15 protein-coding genes are annotated in these 16643 nt (G+C 65.0%); 10 read left to right on the top strand and 5 right to left on the bottom strand.

Annotated features, from left to right (window positions below):
* The first annotated feature begins 69 nt into the window (after positions 1-69).
* Together WP12_RS19520 and WP12_RS19515 are read left to right on the top strand one after the other, a co-directional pair.
* A complete protein-coding gene (locus WP12_RS19520) occupies positions 70-819 on the top strand; it encodes a HesA/MoeB/ThiF family protein (protein ID WP_046195361.1) in 750 nt (249 codons plus the stop codon).
* Positions 807-1169 carry a hypothetical protein gene (locus WP12_RS19515; protein WP_046195360.1) on the top strand — a complete coding sequence of 121 codons (363 nt, stop codon included), beginning with the start codon at positions 807-809 and terminating at the stop codon, positions 1167-1169. The genes WP12_RS19520 and WP12_RS19515 overlap by 13 nt, the downstream gene beginning before the upstream one ends.
* 47 nt (positions 1170-1216) lie before the next feature.
* Here the strand turns inward: WP12_RS19515 and WP12_RS19510 are convergent, their stop codons facing one another.
* Positions 1217-2329 (bottom strand): NAD(P)/FAD-dependent oxidoreductase, encoded by a 1113-nt coding sequence (locus tag WP12_RS19510; protein ID WP_046195359.1) that lies wholly within the window; start codon positions 2327-2329, stop codon positions 1217-1219.
* Positions 2330-2377: 48 nt separating this feature from the next.
* On the opposite strand from WP12_RS19510, the gene WP12_RS19505 reads away from it, so the two are divergent.
* The 8 genes from WP12_RS19505 (at position 2378) to WP12_RS19470 (ending at position 10064) form a co-directional block, all read left to right on the top strand.
* Positions 2378-2851: an A24 family peptidase gene (locus tag WP12_RS19505; protein WP_046195358.1), complete on the top strand. Its 474-nt coding sequence runs from the start codon at positions 2378-2380 to the stop codon at positions 2849-2851.
* A gap of 71 nt (positions 2852-2922) precedes the next feature.
* Positions 2923-3918, top strand: a complete 996-nt coding sequence (cpaB, locus tag WP12_RS19500; RefSeq protein WP_046195357.1) for a Flp pilus assembly protein CpaB — start codon at positions 2923-2925, stop codon at positions 3916-3918.
* Positions 3919-3920: 2 nt separating this feature from the next.
* Positions 3921-5528, top strand: a complete 1608-nt coding sequence (locus WP12_RS19495) for a type II and III secretion system protein family protein (protein WP_046195356.1) — start codon at positions 3921-3923, stop codon at positions 5526-5528.
* Between the two features lie 19 nt (positions 5529-5547).
* The gene (locus tag WP12_RS19490; protein ID WP_152664088.1) at positions 5548-6171 is read left to right on the top strand and encodes a CpaD family pilus assembly protein; all 624 of its coding nucleotides are present in this window, start codon (positions 5548-5550) and stop codon (positions 6169-6171) included.
* Positions 6171-7433, top strand: a complete 1263-nt coding sequence (locus tag WP12_RS19485) for a pilus assembly protein CpaE (RefSeq protein ID WP_046195354.1) — start codon at positions 6171-6173, stop codon at positions 7431-7433. The genes WP12_RS19490 and WP12_RS19485 overlap by 1 nt, the downstream gene beginning before the upstream one ends.
* A 22-nt stretch (positions 7434-7455) precedes the next feature.
* Entirely contained in the window at positions 7456-8430 is a 975-nt protein-coding gene (locus tag WP12_RS19480; RefSeq protein WP_046195353.1) for a type II secretion system F family protein, read from the top strand.
* Between the two features lie 4 nt (positions 8431-8434).
* Positions 8435-9427, top strand: a complete 993-nt coding sequence (locus WP12_RS19475; protein ID WP_046195352.1) for a type II secretion system F family protein — start codon at positions 8435-8437, stop codon at positions 9425-9427.
* Positions 9428-9491: 64 nt separating this feature from the next.
* Complete coding sequence (locus tag WP12_RS19470; protein WP_046195351.1) at positions 9492-10064, top strand: hypothetical protein; 573 nt, start codon at positions 9492-9494, stop codon at positions 10062-10064.
* Positions 10065-10172: 108 nt separating this feature from the next.
* Here the strand turns inward: WP12_RS19470 and WP12_RS19465 are convergent, their stop codons facing one another.
* From WP12_RS19465 to WP12_RS19450, 4 genes are all read right to left on the bottom strand, one after another.
* The gene (locus WP12_RS19465) at positions 10173-11327 is read right to left on the bottom strand and encodes a DUF418 domain-containing protein (RefSeq protein ID WP_046195350.1); all 1155 of its coding nucleotides are present in this window, start codon (positions 11325-11327) and stop codon (positions 10173-10175) included.
* 123 nt (positions 11328-11450) lie between these two features.
* Positions 11451-14123, bottom strand: a complete 2673-nt coding sequence (gene ppdK, locus WP12_RS19460; RefSeq protein ID WP_046195349.1) for a pyruvate, phosphate dikinase — start codon at positions 14121-14123, stop codon at positions 11451-11453.
* Between the two features lie 57 nt (positions 14124-14180).
* Positions 14181-16214, bottom strand: coding sequence for a glycine--tRNA ligase subunit beta (gene glyS / locus WP12_RS19455; RefSeq protein WP_046195348.1), 2034 nt, complete (start codon positions 16212-16214; stop codon positions 14181-14183).
* A partial coding sequence (locus tag WP12_RS19450; protein ID WP_327196237.1) for an endonuclease domain-containing protein occupies positions 16211-16643 on the bottom strand: 433 nt, incomplete at its 5' end. The genes glyS and WP12_RS19450, both read right to left, overlap by 4 nt.

Raw genomic sequence — 16643 nt, 5'->3', positions numbered from 1 at the left:
ACCCTGAACGCACCACTGCCCATGGATTCGGGCTTTTGCGCGAATGATGGGGTAAGGTAAGCAACGTCCATGTCCCTGACCGACCGCCAACTCGACCGCTACGCCCGCCACATCATCCTGAAGGAGATCGGCGGCGCGGGTCAACGGGCCTTGCTAGACGCAACGGTCGTGCTGATAGGCGCGGGCGGGATCGGCTCTCCGGCGATCCAGTATCTCGCGGCCGCGGGCGTGGGCCGGCTGCGGGTGATCGACGACGATATCGTCGACCTTTCCAATCTCCAGCGCCAGACCCTGTTCGGCACCGCCGATATCGGCCGGCCCAAAGCCGAGGTCGCCGCCGAGCGGGTCGCGGCGATGAACCCCGATGTGGCCGTCGAGCCCGTCACGGTGCGGATCGACGCCGATACTGCCGACGCGTTGCTCGACGGTGCGGACCTGATCCTCGACGGTTGCGATAATTTCGGCACGCGTCTCGCCATATCCGACGCCGCGACCCGGCTGCGCATCCCGCTGGTTTCGGCGGCGGTGGGCCAGTTCGACGGACAGCTTGGCGTCTGGCGCGGATGGCAGGCGGACAAGCCTTGCTATCGCTGCCTCGTGGGGGACGATCCAGATCGGTCGGACGTCAGCTGCGCCGACCAGGGCGTGCTCGGGGCGCTCACCGGGGTGATGGGCAGTCTCGGCGCGATGGAGGCGATCCGCGCGCTTACCGGCTATGGTGACGATCCTGCGGGCAAGCTGCTGCTGGTCGATGCGCTCGTCTTCCGATTCCGCACGATTAGCGTGCCCAAGGACCCGGGCTGCCGATGCGCGGGCTGACCCTGCTCGTCGCGACAGCCGACGGCGACCGGCTCCACGCCGCGCTGACCTATGCGGCGGCAGGCGCGGCGGCTGGTAGATCGGTGAAGCTGCATCTCCATGAAGGCGCGGTTTCATTGCTCGCACGGTCACCCGAAGCACCGGGCGACGCGGCACGCGCGAAGGCCGGCCTGCCGACACTGGCGCAGATATTCGATGAAGCACTGTCGCTAGGCGTGGCGATCAGCGTGTGCCAGAGCGGCCTGGCGCTTGCCGCAATCGATCTAGCTGAGCTCGACTTTCGCATCGAAGCGCAGGGGCCGGTCGGGCTGCTCGCTGCTTCCGACGAAGACCGGCTGATTGTCTTCTAGATCCAGGACTTTCTTCTAACGAACCGCAACGCCGCTCCGACGCCTGATCATGACTGTCCGAACCTGCACGGATCATAGACAGCCGGATCGATATGTCCGACCGCGGCAGGCAACGGGCGCCCGAGAAGGAGCGCGGAAGCGATCATCGCCGCAGCAGGCGCCGTCTGGATGCCGAAGCCGCCCTGCCCCGCAAACCAGAAGAAACCGGGTGCGCGGCGATCGAAGCCGTAGACCGGCACGCGATCGGGCGCGAAGCTGCGCAGCCCCGCCCAGGCCCGTTCGCGGCGCACCACGCGCCAGTCGACGGTCTTTTCGAAGCGATCGATCGCAACCGCGATGTCGAGTTCTTCCGGCGCGGCGTCGCACGGCGGGGTCAGCGTCTCGTCATGTGGCGACAACCAGATGCGTCCCCCTGCTTCGGGCTTGAAATAGAAGGTCTCGGCAGCGTCCATGACCAGAGGCAAACTTGCGGTGGCGGGCGGATCGACCTCGAGCTGGATCACCGTGCGGCGATAGGGCTGAATATCGATCGGCTGTGCGCCAGCCAGAGCCGCGATGCCGCCGGCCCAAGCCCCCGCGGCGTTGACGATCAGCGGGGCATTTACCTGCCCGGCGCGCGTGTCGAGCCGCCACAGATCGCCCTCACGGTGGATCGCCTCAACGCGCGCGTCGGTCAGCAAGATTGCGCCGGCGCGCTTCGCCCGGCTGAGATAATGGGCATGCAGACCCGCGACATCGATATCGCGGCAACTCGGTTCCGCGAGCCCCTCCGTCACGCCCGGCCGCAGGCCCGGTACCCGCGCCGACAATTCGGCCGGGTCGAGCCGCCGAAGCTGCACCGCCGCGCCATAAGCGTGCAGTATCGCGTCGATCGCCGCCACGCCCTCCACGCCCGCGCCCACATGGACGGCGCCGCGAGCCGACAGAAAGCCGTTATCGGCGAGATAGGTGCGTGACGCGCTGGTGAGCGGTTGCACCGCCGGACCGCCATAGGTTTCCTGCCAGAAGGCAGCCGATCGTCCGGTGCTGTGATATCCGGGCTGGTCCTCGCCTTCGATCAGGACGACCCGCGCCGCATCGCCGATCTCCGCAGCGAGGCTGGCCCCCGCCATCCCCGCGCCGACGATTGCGATATCGGCCGAGATGATCGTTCCGTTCATGGTCTGCGTTTAGGTTTTGGTAAGGCGTGCCGTCTAGCCTGCTTAACCATGAACGTTCAACTTCCTGACATTTTCGGCATCATGCTGGCGGTGCTGCTGCTCATGGCGGCGTGGACCGACATCAAGACGCGGACCATATCGAACGAGCTGAACGCGACAATCGCCCTGCTCGCGATCGGCTTCTGGTATGTGGCGGGCGAGAGCCTGTGGCCGGATGTCGCGCTCAGAATAGCCGTCGCACTGGGCCTTTTCGTCATCTTCGCCCTGTTGTTCATGCTCAAGATGATGGGCGGCGGCGACGTGAAGATGATCGCGGCGCTGGCGCTTTGGCTGCCATTCAATGCGCTAATGATCATGCTGACGGTGATGGCGCTGGCCGGGGGCGTGATCACAGCCTTCCTGCTGATCCGCGCGCGTTGGCGGCCAAACGCCGCGCGGCCCGAAGTGCCTTATGGCGTCGCGATCGCGATCGGCGGGCTGTGGGTCATCGCAAACGGCTTGTTAACCACGTCTGTTGCATAGGGGTGGCAAGGGTCCGTGCGGGCCTTTGCGTTTTTGTAAGCCCCTGACCGGGCCAAGGTGGGTCTGAAACGATGGATGCGAGGAAGTTGCTGCTGTTGATCATGGCCCTCGTGATGGCGGGCATATCGGCAGTCGTCGTGCGCGGCTTTTTGGGTGGCAAGAGCGAGGCGGAGGCCGCCCCGGTCGCGGCCGCGCCACAGCCGACCGGTCCAGAGGTCGCCGTTGCGATCCGGCCACTGCCCGTCGGCACGATCATCGGCCCCGAAAGCTTCCGCTATCAGCGCTGGCCCGCAGAACTCGTCGGCAAGACCTATTATGTGAAGGGCGAGGCCGATCTCGCCACGCTCAACGGCGCGGTTGTACGCTATGCGATCACCGCCGGCGCGCCGGTCACGCAGGGCTCGCTCGTCAAGCCCGGCGACCGCGGCTTTCTGGCGGCGGCGCTCGGCCCGGGCATGCGCGCCGTCACTATCTCGGTATCGGCCCAGTCGGGCGTCGCCGGCTTCGTCTTCCCCGGCGACCGCGTCGACCTGATGCTGACGCAGGAAGTGCCCGGTGGCGGCGATGGCCCCGCACTGAAGGCCGCCGAGACGATCATCCGCAACATCCGCGTCCTCGCCGCCGACCAGCGCACCGACAAGACCGTCGACGAGGAAGGCAAGACCGTCGTCGCCAACACGTCGAACGTCACCCTGGAAGCGACGCCGAAGATCGCCGAGAAGATCGCGGTTGCGCAAACGATTGGGCAACTGTCGCTCGCGCTCCGCTCGATCGCCGACGACCGCGCCGAACTTGAGGAGCGGATCGCCAATGGCGAGGTCAAGCTCCCCGCCGACAGCGATCCGAAGGCGGAGCGGCAGATGCTGCTCGAGATCGCCTCGCGCCCGATCGGCACCAATACCACCTACACCGTAGGCGCAGACGTCTCGCGCTATCAGCGATCGAGCGTCCCCGCCAAGCCCGGCGCCGATGCGCCCGCAGCGCCCGGCTCCAGCGCGCCGAGCGGCCCGGTTGTCCGGGTCTCGCGCGGCGGCACCACCACCGTTTCTCCGGCCGGAGCCAAGTAAGTATGCGTAACTTTGCGAAACAGGCGCTGCTCGGCGCGCTCAGCGGAGCGGTCGCGTTCGCGCCGATCGCCTCGGCTGCCGCAGCCACCCGCACCGTCAAGGGCGTGCGCACCGCGTCGGCCGGCAAGCCGAGCGTGACGACCACGCTGTCGATCGGCGAAGGCCAGCTGATCACCCTGCCCGCCGCGATGACCGACTTGTTCGTCGCTGACGACAAGATTGCCGATGTTCAGGTCCGCTCGTCGAACCAGCTCTATGTCTTCGGCAAGGGTGCGGGCGAGACCGCGGTCTATGCCACAGACAAGAGTGGCAACACCGTCTGGTCCTCGATCGTCCGCGTCGGCACGAACATTACCAGTGTCGATACGATGCTCAAGCTCGCCATGCCCGAGGCCGCGATCACCGCGACCACGATGAACGGCATCGTTCTGCTGACCGGAACGGCCGCGGCGCCGAGCGACATCGAAGAAGCGCAGAAGCTGGTCGAACAGTTCGTCGGCAAGGAAACGCAGGTCGTCAACCGGATCAAGTCAGCGGTGCCGCTGCAGGTCAGCCTGCACGTCAAGATCGCCGAGGTCAGCCGCGAGTTTGCCAAGACGATCGGCGTCAACCTGCTCAACCGCGACACCACCGGAGGCTTTCTGTTCGGTATCGCCCAGGGCCGCAATTTCGGCACGATCGGCAATCTGCCCAACACCTTTCCGATGGTCGACGCATCGTCGCTGTACAATCTTCCGACCGGTTCGCTCTCACTGCCGTTCAACACGATGACCGGCCAGTTTGTGACCGGCCCGGGCACGCTCTACGACCTCAAGACTCTCGGCAAGGGCGCCGGTTCGGGTACCTCGATCGGCCTGATGGGCAAATTCCTGGGCATGGATCTCGCCGCGGCGATCGATCTGGCCGAAGCCGACGGCCTCGTCTCGACGCTCGCGCAGCCGAATCTGACCGCGATGTCGGGCGAGACCGCCAGCTTCCTGGCCGGCGGCGAAATCCCGATCCCGTTGTCGCAGGGCTTCGGCTCGGTCTCCGTCGAGTTCAAGCAATATGGCGTCAGCCTGTCATTTACTCCGACGGTGCTGGGCGACGGTCGCATCTCGATCCGCGTACGGCCGGAAGTGTCGCAGCTGACGGACGCCGGCTCGGTGCGTCTCAACGGCTTCACCGTTCCGGGTATCACCACGCGCCGCGCCGAAACCACGGTCGAGCTGGGCTCCGGCCAAGCGTTCATGATCGGCGGGTTGATGACGAACGGGCAGAACAGCACGGTCGACAAGGCTCCCTTTCTTGGCGACCTGCCAGTGCTCGGCGCGCTCTTCCGTTCGAACGGCTTCAAGCGCAACGAGACCGAGCTGATGATCGTTGTTACTCCCTATCTGGTGAAGCCGGTGTCGTCGAACCAGATTGCGCTGCCGACCACCGGCCTGCGCGGGGCTACCGATGGCGAGCGGATCATCGCAGGCCAGACTTTCATGGGCAGATCGGGCGAGCCGACCCCGGGGCCGGTCCCGGGGCCGCCGAAGACGATCACTCCAACCGGCCGGGCGTCGTCCGCCGCCCCCTCCAAGTCCAAGGCGCCGGTTCCCGACGCCGGCTTCTCGCTGAACTGATCGCATGATGGAGAGCTCAATGACCCGCCCCATCCTTCTCGCTTTGGTTGCGATCGCTCTGCCGTTCGGCGCAGCGCATGCCGACCGGTTCAACCGCGGCGTAGATTCCGTTCATCAGCCGGTCGTCCAGCGTAGCGACTATGTCTTCGACGTTCCCGGCAACGGCCTCGATCCCGCCGAGGGCACGCGCGTCCATCAATGGTTCGATGCGATAGGTCTGGCCTATGGCGATCGTATCAGCATTGATGGAAGTGCCAGCGGCACCGGTTCCAACCGGGATATCGCGGCAATCGTCGGTGACTATGGCCTGTTCGTCAGCCCTGGCGCTCCGGTGACCGAGGGTGCGATCGCCCCCGGCTATGCCCGGATCGTCGTCAGCCGTTCCACCGCGACCGTCTCCGGCTGCCCTGATTACAGTCAGGCTTCGCAGCCCAATTTCACCGCAGCGGCCTCGTCCAACTATGGTTGTGCGATCAACTCGACCCTCGCGGCCATGGTGGCAAATCCCGAGGATTTGGTGCGCGGCCGTGAGGCTGGCCCTCCAAACGCAGATACCGCCGCCAAGGCGATCAAGGTGTGGCGCAATGCCGACCCGACGTCGAAGGCCGGCCTGAAGCTCGAAGCCACCAAGGGAGGCAATTGATGAACGCCCCCTTCAATCCCAAGGCCCAGACCCGAAACCCCTTCGCGGCCTATGTCTGCGACGACAGCAGTTCGGAACTGCTGAAGCCGCTGGTGTTCGAGCTCGGCTGGGCGCCCGAATCGGTCAACAAGGGCGGCCTGCGCGGCGCGGTACAGTCGCTGTCGGTTTCCGCCAGCCCGACGATCCTGTTCGTCGACCTCGCCGATTCCCCCGACCCGCTGAGCGACGTCAACTCGCTCGCCGAAGTGTGCGAGCCGGGCACGATCGTGATCGCGGCGGGCAATACCAATGATGTCCGCCTGTATCGCGAGCTGCTCAACAGCGGCATCCAGGATTATCTGCTCAAGCCCTTCACCGCCGACCAGATCCGCGATTCGCTCGCCCAGGCACAGATGATGCTGATGGGTCCGCGCTACGGCATGACGGTCGAGGATGCGATCCACCTGATGACCGCCGTCATCGGCGTGCGTGGCGGCGTCGGCGCGTCGACCGTCGCTTCCTCGATCGCCTGGCTGATGGGTGAGAATGGCGGCCATACGACTGCCCTGCTCGACCTCGACGTCCATTTCGGCACCGGCGCGTTGTCGCTCGACCTCGAGCCCGGCCGCGGCCTGACCGACGCGATCGACAATCCGGCCCGTATCGACGGCCTGTTTCTGGAACGTGCGCTGGTCAAGGCCAACGACAAGCTATCGGTGCTGTCGGCCGAGGCCCCGATCAATAACCCGATCCTCACCGATGGCGGCGCCTATTTTCAGCTGCAGGACGAGATGAAGGGCGCCTTCGAGTGCACCGTCGTCGATGTGCCGCGCGGCATGATGGTCCAGCATCCCCACCTGTTCCACGACGTCCAGTCGGTGGTGCTGGTGGTCGATCTGACCCTCGCCGCGACCCGCGATACGATCCGCATCCTCGCCTGGCTGAAGAACAACGCGCCGCAGGCTGGCGTGCTGGTCGTTGCAAACCGGGTGCATCCCAGCCTGACCGAGATCAGCCGCAAGGATTTCGAGAACTCGATCGAACGCGAGATCGATTTCATGCTGCCCTACGACCATAAGCAGGCGGTCAACGCCGCCAAGCTGGGCAAGCCGGTCGCCGAAGCGGGCAAGAGCTCGAAGCTCGGCCAAGGCCTGGCGCAGCTGTCCGAAAAACTGCTCTCGCTGGTCAATGACGATCCGCATGCCGGCGAGAAGAAGAAAAATTCTCTGCTCGACGAACTGAGCGCGATCTTCGCACCCAAGTCGAAAATCGCGAAGAAGTGATCGCACCGGTGGTCATAGCCTCATGCTGACCGCGATGTTCATGCTGGTCATGGCGGTGGTCATGACCATGTTCTTCTTCGTGCTCGCCCGGCCGCCGGCGCAGCGCGCCTTCGCGAAGCGGCTTACCGCCGTGCGCGGCCGGCACAATGTCAGCGGCGAGCCGGTCGTCAACGAGCAGGTCCGCAAGCTGCTGGCCAGCCGCGCGGCGACGGTCCGCAAGGAAAAGACGCTTCTCACCCGAGTCCTGCCCGATCCGGCCGATATCAGCCGCAAGGTGGAGGCAGCCGGCAAGAAATGGTCGGTCCAGAATTACTTCATCGGATCGGGTATCGCTGCGGCGGTGCCCTTCATCGGATTCACGCTCGTCGGCCTGCCGATGTGGATGGCGCTGATCTTCGGCGTGGCTGCGGGTCTCGCGCTGCCGCCGATGCTCCTCAACTTCCTTGGCAAGCGCCGTATCGCGCAATTCGTGATGCGCTTTCCCGATGCGATCGAGCTTCTGGTTCGGGGCCTGCGCGCCGGGCTCCCCGTCGCTGAGACGATGGGCGCGATCGCATCCGAGATCGAAGGTCCGGTAGGCAGCGAGTTCCAGGCGGTGTCGGACCGCATGAGGATCGGACGCACGCTGGAGGCGGCTTTGCAGGAAACTGCCGACCGGCTGGGCACGGCCGAGTTCCAGTTCTTCGTCATCACCCTTGCGATCCAGCGGGAGACCGGCGGCAATCTCGCCGAGACCCTGTCCAACCTGTCCGAAGTGTTGCGCAAGCGCATGCAGATGAAGCTCAAGATTTCGGCGATGTCGTCCGAATCCAAGGCGTCTGCCTATATCATCGGCGCGCTGCCCTTCATCGTCTTCGGGCTGATCAGCTTCATCAGCCCGACCTATATGGCCAGCTTCTTCACCGACCAGCGGCTCATCATCGCGGGCATGGGTGGCATGGTCTGGATGTCCATCGGCGCCTACATCATGCGCCAGATGATCAACTTCGAGATCTGAGGCGATGGAACACGCAGTCACCCCTCAGTTCTTCAGCACGCTGCTGTCGATCGGCATCGCGCTGACCACCGCGATCATCATCCTGATCGTCGGCCATAGCATCGTGAAGTCGGTCGCACGCGACCCGATGGCGCGGCGGGTGCGCGCGCTGAACGATCGTCGCGAGCAGCTCAAGGCCGGCGTCGCCGCCTCCAAGACGCGCCGCCGCGCGAAGATGGAGAAGAAGGCTAGCGTCTCGATCACCCGGATGAAGGTGTTCCTCGGCAGCATGAAGATGCTCCAGGATTCGCAACTCAAGACCGCTTCGCTCAACCTGTCGCGCGCCGGCATCCGCACCAAGGACGCGGCGATCACCGTGATCTTCTTTCGGCTGGTGGCGCCGATCATGATCGGCGGCACCGCCGCAATCGGTGTCTATCTGCTGAACTGGTTTCCCGATGCGGGCGCCCTCAAGAAATATATGATCGTCGCCGTGTCGTTGCTGGCGAGTTACAAGGCCCCCGACGTTTATGTTAAGAACCTGATCACCAAGCGGCAGCACGCAATCCGCAAGGCGTTACCTGACGCGCTCGACCTGCTGGTGATCTGCGCCGAGGCCGGCTTGTCGGTGGACATGGCGTTCAACCGTGTCTCGCGCGAGCTTGCCAAGGCCTATCCCGAACTGGGCGACGAGTTCGCCCTCACCGCTATCGAGCTTGGCTTCCTCACCGATCGTCGTCAGGCCTTCGAAAATCTGGCGCAGCGCGTCAATCTCGACTCGATCCGCGGCGTCGTCACGACGATGGTCCAGACGGAGAAATACGGCACCCCGCTCGCCGCCGCGCTGCGCGTGCTCTCGGCGGAATTTCGCCACGAACGCATGATGCGCGCCGAAGAAAAGGCCGCGCGCCTGCCCGCGATCATGACCGTGCCGCTGATCCTGTTCATCCTGCCCGTGCTCTTCATCGTGATCCTCGGGCCGGCGGCCTGCTCGATCAAGGATAACGTCATGAGCTGAACCGCCGCGGGGGAACGTCTGGCCCCCGTAACGGTTTAACCTTCCATCATATTGGGAGGCTCTCATGCCGGATTTCACCACCAACCAGTGGGTCATCCTCGCGCTGGTCCTTATTCTCGGCTGGTTCCTCGGATTGTTTACGCTGTCCGGCGGCCGAAAATGGCGCAAGGGTTATGAACAGGAACGCGCGGCGCGGATTGCCGGCGATACCGAACGTGATCGCCTGACGGCGAAGCTGGCGGAACTGGAAGGCGAACGCGACCGGCGGATCGCGCTCGAGCAGGAGCGCGACGGCCATATCGCCCGCGCCGCGGCTGCCAATGATCGCATCGCTCAACTCGAGAAGAACCGCCCGCTGAGCTATGGCGACACGGCGGGGTCTATCGCTGCCGCCGCCTCCGGCCAGCGCGATGACCTGGCGTTGATCTTCGGCGTCGGCCGCGGCGGCGAAATCAAGCTCAACGAACTTGGCATCCATCGCTATGCCGAGATCATCGCCCTGTCATCGACCGAGGAAGCGGCGCTCGAAGGCCGTTTGGGTATTGCGCCCGGCACCATCGAGGACGAGCGCTGGCGCGAACAGGCCGAGATGCTGCGCAAGGGCAAATTCGACGATCACGCCAGGATGTTCGCCTAATCCGTGACACCGGTCGACCCGGCATAGGCCGGGGCCGGTATAGGGCCTTGCAGCGACCGATCGAATAGTATTGCGAAGGCCCGGCCACTGCCGGAGCGGCGCATAGCGTCAGGGCCTTTTCCCGTACGTCCCCCAGCGCCACAGCCATTCGGCGGGGCCGAAGCGGAAAGCGTGAAACCAGAAGGCCGAAAATGCCGCCTGGACGACCAGTATCGCAGCCGCAAGCAGCCAAAGCTGCGGCCAAGACAGGCGATCCCACAGACCTAGGCCGAACCCGGAAAATACCCATGCGGCGATCAGACTCTGGCCGAGATACAGGGTCAGCGCCATCCGCCCCATCGTGGCCAGCCGCGCCATCACCCATGGCCATGCCCCCTGCCGCCACAGCAGCAGGAACAGGCCGACATGGCCGAGCGTCATCGCCAACCTCCCCGGTTGGTCAATCAGGGCGCTCAGGGGCGTCGGCGCGCCATCATTGGCCAGGATCAGCCCGGTGTGAAGGAGGCGAAAGCCCAATCCGATCGTATAGCCGTAGCGCAGCATGCTTCTCAGCGCGGCCAGGTCGAAGGATGCGTCGAACACGCCCTTCCGATAGAGCAGCATGCCGATCAGCATGAAGGCTGCGGCGTCGCCGATCCAGCGGAAGCTGACGACATTCAGCGTCCACGTCCGGCTGACACGCGTCATATAATCCAGGCTCTGCCAGTAGGTTCCGAGCCGCGCCGCGCCCTCGCGCGCCATCATCTCCGGCGAATAAACCGTATCCCCGGGGGATAGGCCCCAGGCCTCGTGGGCGGCCCAGGCCGACAACAACAGCAGGATCACCACCGCCGCCGACGCGAGTTGTGCAGGCTTGAGGCGATGAAGGATCAGCACTGCAACGCCGGCCAGCGCGTAGATGACCAATATGTCCCCCGGCCAGAGCAGCAGCGTACTGTCGATGACACCGAACAGGAGCAGCAGGACCAACCGGCGCAGATACAGGCCGGCGCGCGCGCGCCCATCGCCGATGAAGATCAACAGACCGATCCCGAACAGCATCGAGAACAGTCCGCGCATCGTTCCGGCGATGAATATCTGCGTAACGGTCCAGACCTGCCAATCGGGATCGCCGGACGTGGGCAAGGTCAACGGCCGGTCCATCGCGATCGGCCCGCCCATGTCGAAGATGTTGATCAGCAAGATGCCGCACAGCGCAACGCCGCGCAGCGCATCGATCGATCGGATGCGGCGGGAAGGGTCGGCGGGTCGGGGGGAGGTCATGGCCGCCCCACCCTAACGCCCCCTTTTCGTCATTCCAGCGAAAGCGGGAATCTCATGCCACCTTGCCGGCTTCCGCCGGACCAAGGTAGCGAGATCCCGGATTCCGCGGGGCTGACGCCGTGTTCAGCCGTTCTTCGCCTTCAATGCGGCCTGCGCCGCCGCGAGGCGGGCAATCGGCACGCGATAGGGCGAGGCCGAGACATAATCGAGCCCGGTCGCTTCACAGAAGGCGATCGACGCAGGGTCACCGCCATGCTCGCCGCAGATGCCGAGCTTGATGTCGGGACGGGTCTTGCGTCCGCGCTCGACCGCCAGTTGGACCAATTCCCCGACCCCTTCGATATCGAGACTGACGAACGGGTCCTTGGCGTAGATGCCCTTGTCGACATAGGTCGTCAGGAAGCGACCGGCATCGTCGCGGCTGACGCCCAATGTGGTTTGGGTCAGGTCGTTGGTGCCGAAGGAGAAGAACTCGCCGACCTCGGCGATCTCGCCTGCCTTGAGCGCGGCGCGCGGCAGTTCGATCATGGTGCCGACCAGATAGTCGAGCGTCCGGCCCTTCTCGGCGAAAACGGCCTGGGCCGCCTTGTCGATCACCGCCTTCATCAGTTCGAGTTCGCGGCGGGTCGCTACCAGCGGCACCATCACCTCGGGGATCGGAGCGTTGCCCGACTTCTCGGCGACGTCGCACGCCGCCTCGAAGATCGCGCGCGCCTGCATCTCGTAGATTTCGGGATAGGTGACGCCGAGGCGGCAGCCGCGATGGCCGAGCATCGGATTGAACTCGTGCAGTTCGGCGGCGCGGCGGCGCAGCGCCTCGACGCCGATGCCGGTCGCTGCCGCCACCTCGGCGAATTCCTCCTCCTCATGGGGCAGGAATTCGTGGAGCGGCGGATCGAGCAGACGGATCGTGACCGGCAGGCCAGCCATGATCTCGAAAATCTCGGTGAAGTCGGCGCGCTGCTCGGGAAGCAGCTTTTCCAGCGCGACGCGTCGGCCCTTCTCGTCCTCGGCCAGGATCATCTGGCGCACCGCGGTGATGCGGTTCGCATCGAAGAACATATGCTCCGTGCGACACAGACCGACACCCTCGGCGCCGAAGATGCGCGCGGTCTTGCAGTCGAGCGGGGTCTCCGCATTGGCGCGGACCTTGAGGCGGCGGACCTTGTCGGCCCACTCCATCAATATCCCGAAATCGCCCGCCAGCTCGGGCTGAACGGTCGGCACCGCGCCGATCATCACCTCGCCGGTCGCTCCGTCGATGGTGATGATGTCGCCTTCGCGCACTTCGCGGCCGGCGACACGGAATATCTTCGCCTTGACGTCGATCGCCAGATTACCGACGCCCGACACGCAGGGCCTGCCCATGCCGCGGGCGACCACCGCAGCGTGGCTGGTCATGCCGCCGCGCGCGGTCAGGATACCGCGCGCCGCGTGCATGCCGTGAATGTCTTCGGGACTGGTCTCGGTGCGGACCAGGATCACCGCATCGCCCAGCTCGGCGCGCTCGGCGGCGGTCTCGGCATCGAACACGACAAGGCCCGAGGCCGCGCCCGGCGAGGCGGGCAGGCCCTTGGCGATCACATCGCGATGCGCGGTGGGATCGAGCGTCGGATGGAGCAGCTGATCGAGCGCCGAAGGATCGACACGGGCGACAGCCTCTTCCTCGGTGATCAGGCCTTCATTGGCCATGTCGACCGCGATCTTGAGCGCGGCCTTCGCGGTGCGCTTACCCGAGCGGGTCTGGAGCATCCAGAGCTTGCCCTGCTGCACCGTGAACTCGATATCCTGCATGTCGCGATAATGGGTTTCAAGCAGGTCGAACACCTTGGCGAGTTGGCCATAGACCTCGGGCAGCGCCTCTTCCATCGACGCCGGCTTGGCCCCGGCGGTCTCGCGCGCGGTCTTGGTCAGATATTGCGGGGTGCGGATGCCGGCGACAACATCCTCGCCCTGCGCATTGATCAGGAACTCGCCATAATAAGCGCGGTCGCCCTTGGCCGGGTCGCGCGTGAAGGCGACGCCAGTGGCCGAGGTCTCGCCCATGTTCCCAAACACCATCGCCTGGACATTGACGGCGGTGCCCCAGGCAGCGGGAATGTCGTTCAGGCGGCGGTAGACCTTGGCGCGCTCGGACTGCCACGATCCGAACACCGCGCCGATCGCGCCCCAGAGCTGCTCATGCACATCCTGCGGGAAAGGCTTGTCCCACATCTCGACGACGAGTTCCTGGTAGCGCTTGACCAGCCCCTGCCAGTCGTCGGCGGTCATCTCGGTATCGAGATTATAGCCCTTGTCCTCCTTGGCGATTTCGAGCGCTTCCTCGAAGGCGCTGTGATCGAGTTCAAGGACAACGTCCGAATACATCTGAATGAAGCGGCGATAGCTGTCCCAGGCGAAGCGCGGATCGCCCGATACCGTGGCCAGGCCGACCACGGTCTCGTCGTTGAGGCCGAGGTTGAGGACGGTGTCCATCATGCCTGGCATCGAGGCGCGCGCGCCCGAGCGGACTGAGACGAGCAGCGGATCAGCCGCGACGCCGAACTTCTTGTTGGTGATCGCCTCGATATGGGCGATGCCCATCGCAACTTCGGACTTCAGGCTATCTGGGAAGACCTGACCTTCGTCATAATAGGTCTGGCACATCTCGGTCGAGATGGTGAACCCCGGGGGGACCGGCAGGCCGATCGAGGCCATCTCCGCGAGATTGGCGCCCTTGCCGCCGAGCAGGTTCCGGTCGCCCTTGCCGCCATCCGAAACACCGCCGCCGAAACGATAGACATATTGCGTCGTCATCAAGCCGTCACTTTCCCTATCACGACCCGCCCCTCTATCGGGGGCGCGGCAATCGAATCAGCCTTCTATTTTCGAGAAGTCGGCGACATTGTGCGCCGCAACACGGATTTTTTCAAGCAGGGCGAGGCGAGCGTTTCTTTTCTCGGCGATAGGGTCGTTGACGATGACCTTGTCGAAAAACGCGTCGATTGGTCCGCGTAGCGAAGCGAGCGCCGACATTGCCGCCGCGAAATCCTCGGCCTCGATCGCCGCCTTCACGCGCGGTTCGGCGCTTTCAAGCGCTGATTTCAGGGCAGCTTCGGCGGGTTCGGGCTCGTAGTCAGGCTGCGTGGGAACGTCGGCGGGCACCCCGCCCTCTTTCCTTAGGATATTGGCGGCGCGCTTGTAACCCGCTAGCAGATTGGCGCCATCCTCGGTCTCGACGAACGCCTGGAGCGCGTTGACCCGTGCGAGCAATCGGACGAGATCATCCTCTCCGCCCAGCGCGAATACCGCGTCGATCAGGTCGTGCCGGACGCCCGCCTCGCGCTGCTGGACCTTGAGGCGGTCGGCGAAGAAATCCAGAAGTTCGGCGCTGTCCAGCGCGTCGTTACCCTGGACGCTCTTGGCCTGTGCGATCGTCGCCGACAGCTTCATCCTGGTACCGTTGGCGAGGATAGTCTGGATGATCTGCAACGCCGCTCGGCGAAGCGCGAACGGGTCCTTGGACCCGGTAGGCTTGATGCCACGTGCAAAAAACGCGACGAGCGTATCGATGCGGTCGGCTAGCGCGACGCAGGCCGGGATGCAACCTTCGACCGTACCGACATATTGCTGCTGGAGCGCCGAGACCGAACCGGGCTTCTCGCCGCCCCGTTCGGCGTAATAGCCGCCCATGATGCCCTGAAGTTCGGGAAACTCGCCCACCATGGCCGTAGCGAGGTCCGCCTTCGCCAACAGGCCTGCACGGCGCGCGGTCTCCGGGTCACGTTCGGGAAAATAGGCCTCGGCGATCCAGGCGGCGAGATCGGCAATCCGATCCGCCTTGGCGCGCAGCGTGCCCATGCCTTCGTAAAAAAGCATCGATTCCAGCTTGGGAAGATAGTCCTCCAGCCGAAGTTTCAGGTCCTGCTCCCAGAAGAACTTCGCGTCCGACAGCCGCGCCGCGAGCACCTTGCCGTTGCCCGCGACGATGCCGACGCCGCCATCCTTCGCGGTGATGTTCGCGGTGCAGATGAAGGCCGGGGCGAGCTTGCCCGCTGCGTCGTTGAGCACGAAATATTTCTGGTTGGTGCGCAGCGTGAGCTGGATCACCTCACGCGGAACTTCGAGGAAGGCCGGATCGAAATGGCCGAGCAGCGGCACCGGCCATTCGGTCAGCCCGGCATTCTCCGCGACCAGCCCTTCGTCCGGCACCACCGAGAGCCCCGCCTCGCTGGCGAGCTCGGTCGCGCGGGCGCGGATAATGTCGCGGCGTTCGGCGTGATCGACGATGACATGGCATGCGCGCAACTTGGCCTCATAGTCATCGGCATTGCCGATGGTGATGATGCCCGGATGGTGGAAGCGATGGCCGACGGTCGCCGCGCCGCTCGCGATTCCGTCGATTTCGAACGGGACGACATCGTCACCGAGCAGTGCGATCACGCCCTGAAGAGGGCGGACCCAGCGCAGCGCCGAGGTCGATTGCGAGGCGACGCCCCAGCGCATCGACTTAGGCCAAGGGAAGGCGCGGACGATCGCGGGAATCGCCTCGGCCAGCACGGCGGCGGTCGCGCGGCCGGGCTTCTCGACCAGGGCGAACAACGTGCCGTCGCGCTCGACGAGCTGATCGGCGGTGAGGCCAGTCTTGCGCAGGAAACCCTCGAGCGCCTGTGGCGGCGCGCCGACCTTCGGTCCCTTGGTCTCTTCCGACACCGCTGCCGTCTCGACCGGCAGCCCGCGCGCGATCAGCGCAAGGCGGCGGGGCGTGACGAAGCTGGTGAGGCTGTCGGGCCTGAGCCCTGCCTTGGCGAGTTCGTCGGAAAACAGGCGCGCGAGATCGGCCGAAGCCTTCTCCTGCATGCGCGCCGGGATTTCCTCGGAGAGGAGTTCGAGCAGGAAATCGGTCATCGAAAATCCTCCCCGCTTGCGGGGAGGGGAACCGCGGAGCGGTGGAGGGCCCCCCCCACCCGCACCAGCTCTTCAAGTCTGGCGACAATCCCAGCCAACACCATCTCGGGCGCTTTCATCACATCCGCAGCAGACACTCTCAGCACCTGATATCCATTCTCTTTCAGAAAGGCATCTCGCCCCTGATCGCGTTCGACCTGTCCCGCACGGTCATGCGCTTCGCCGTCAATCTCAATCGCCAGCCGGGCGGCAGCACAATAAAAGTCGGCAATATAAGAGCCCAGCGGATGCTGACGCCGAAACTTCGCACCGGCTTTGCCGCCGCGTAGCTGCTGCCAAAGCATCACTTCAGGCAAGCTCATCGTGCGACGTAACTTACGGCAGCGGCGACCTCGGGCCGCAGCAATTGCCGCCCGCCCCCTCCACCGC

It is taken from the genome of Sphingomonas sp. SRS2 (assembly GCF_000971055.1).
GTDB lineage: Bacteria > Pseudomonadota > Alphaproteobacteria > Sphingomonadales > Sphingomonadaceae > Rhizorhabdus.
Note: the sequence above shows the minus strand (reverse complement) of the source record. Positions and strands in the feature narration are given on the sequence as shown.

Coding starts and splice junctions, on each gene's coding strand:
- WP12_RS19520 (WP_046195361.1), top strand. CDS start 70: ATGTCCCTGACCGACCGCCAACTCGACCGCTACGCCCGCCACATCATC.
- WP12_RS19515 (WP_046195360.1), top strand. CDS start 807: ATGCGCGGGCTGACCCTGCTCGTCGCGACAGCCGACGGCGACCGGCTC.
- WP12_RS19510 (WP_046195359.1), bottom strand. CDS start 2,329: ATGAACGGAACGATCATCTCGGCCGATATCGCAATCGTCGGCGCGGGG.
- WP12_RS19505 (WP_046195358.1), top strand. CDS start 2,378: ATGAACGTTCAACTTCCTGACATTTTCGGCATCATGCTGGCGGTGCTG.
- cpaB (WP_046195357.1), top strand. CDS start 2,923: ATGGATGCGAGGAAGTTGCTGCTGTTGATCATGGCCCTCGTGATGGCG.
- WP12_RS19495 (WP_046195356.1), top strand. CDS start 3,921: ATGCGTAACTTTGCGAAACAGGCGCTGCTCGGCGCGCTCAGCGGAGCG.
- WP12_RS19490 (WP_152664088.1), top strand. CDS start 5,548: ATGACCCGCCCCATCCTTCTCGCTTTGGTTGCGATCGCTCTGCCGTTC.
- WP12_RS19485 (WP_046195354.1), top strand. CDS start 6,171: ATGAACGCCCCCTTCAATCCCAAGGCCCAGACCCGAAACCCCTTCGCG.
- WP12_RS19480 (WP_046195353.1), top strand. CDS start 7,456: ATGCTGACCGCGATGTTCATGCTGGTCATGGCGGTGGTCATGACCATG.
- WP12_RS19475 (WP_046195352.1), top strand. CDS start 8,435: ATGGAACACGCAGTCACCCCTCAGTTCTTCAGCACGCTGCTGTCGATC.
- WP12_RS19470 (WP_046195351.1), top strand. CDS start 9,492: ATGCCGGATTTCACCACCAACCAGTGGGTCATCCTCGCGCTGGTCCTT.
- WP12_RS19465 (WP_046195350.1), bottom strand. CDS start 11,327: ATGACCTCCCCCCGACCCGCCGACCCTTCCCGCCGCATCCGATCGATC.
- ppdK (WP_046195349.1), bottom strand. CDS start 14,123: ATGACGACGCAATATGTCTATCGTTTCGGCGGCGGTGTTTCGGATGGC.
- glyS (WP_046195348.1), bottom strand. CDS start 16,214: ATGACCGATTTCCTGCTCGAACTCCTCTCCGAGGAAATCCCGGCGCGC.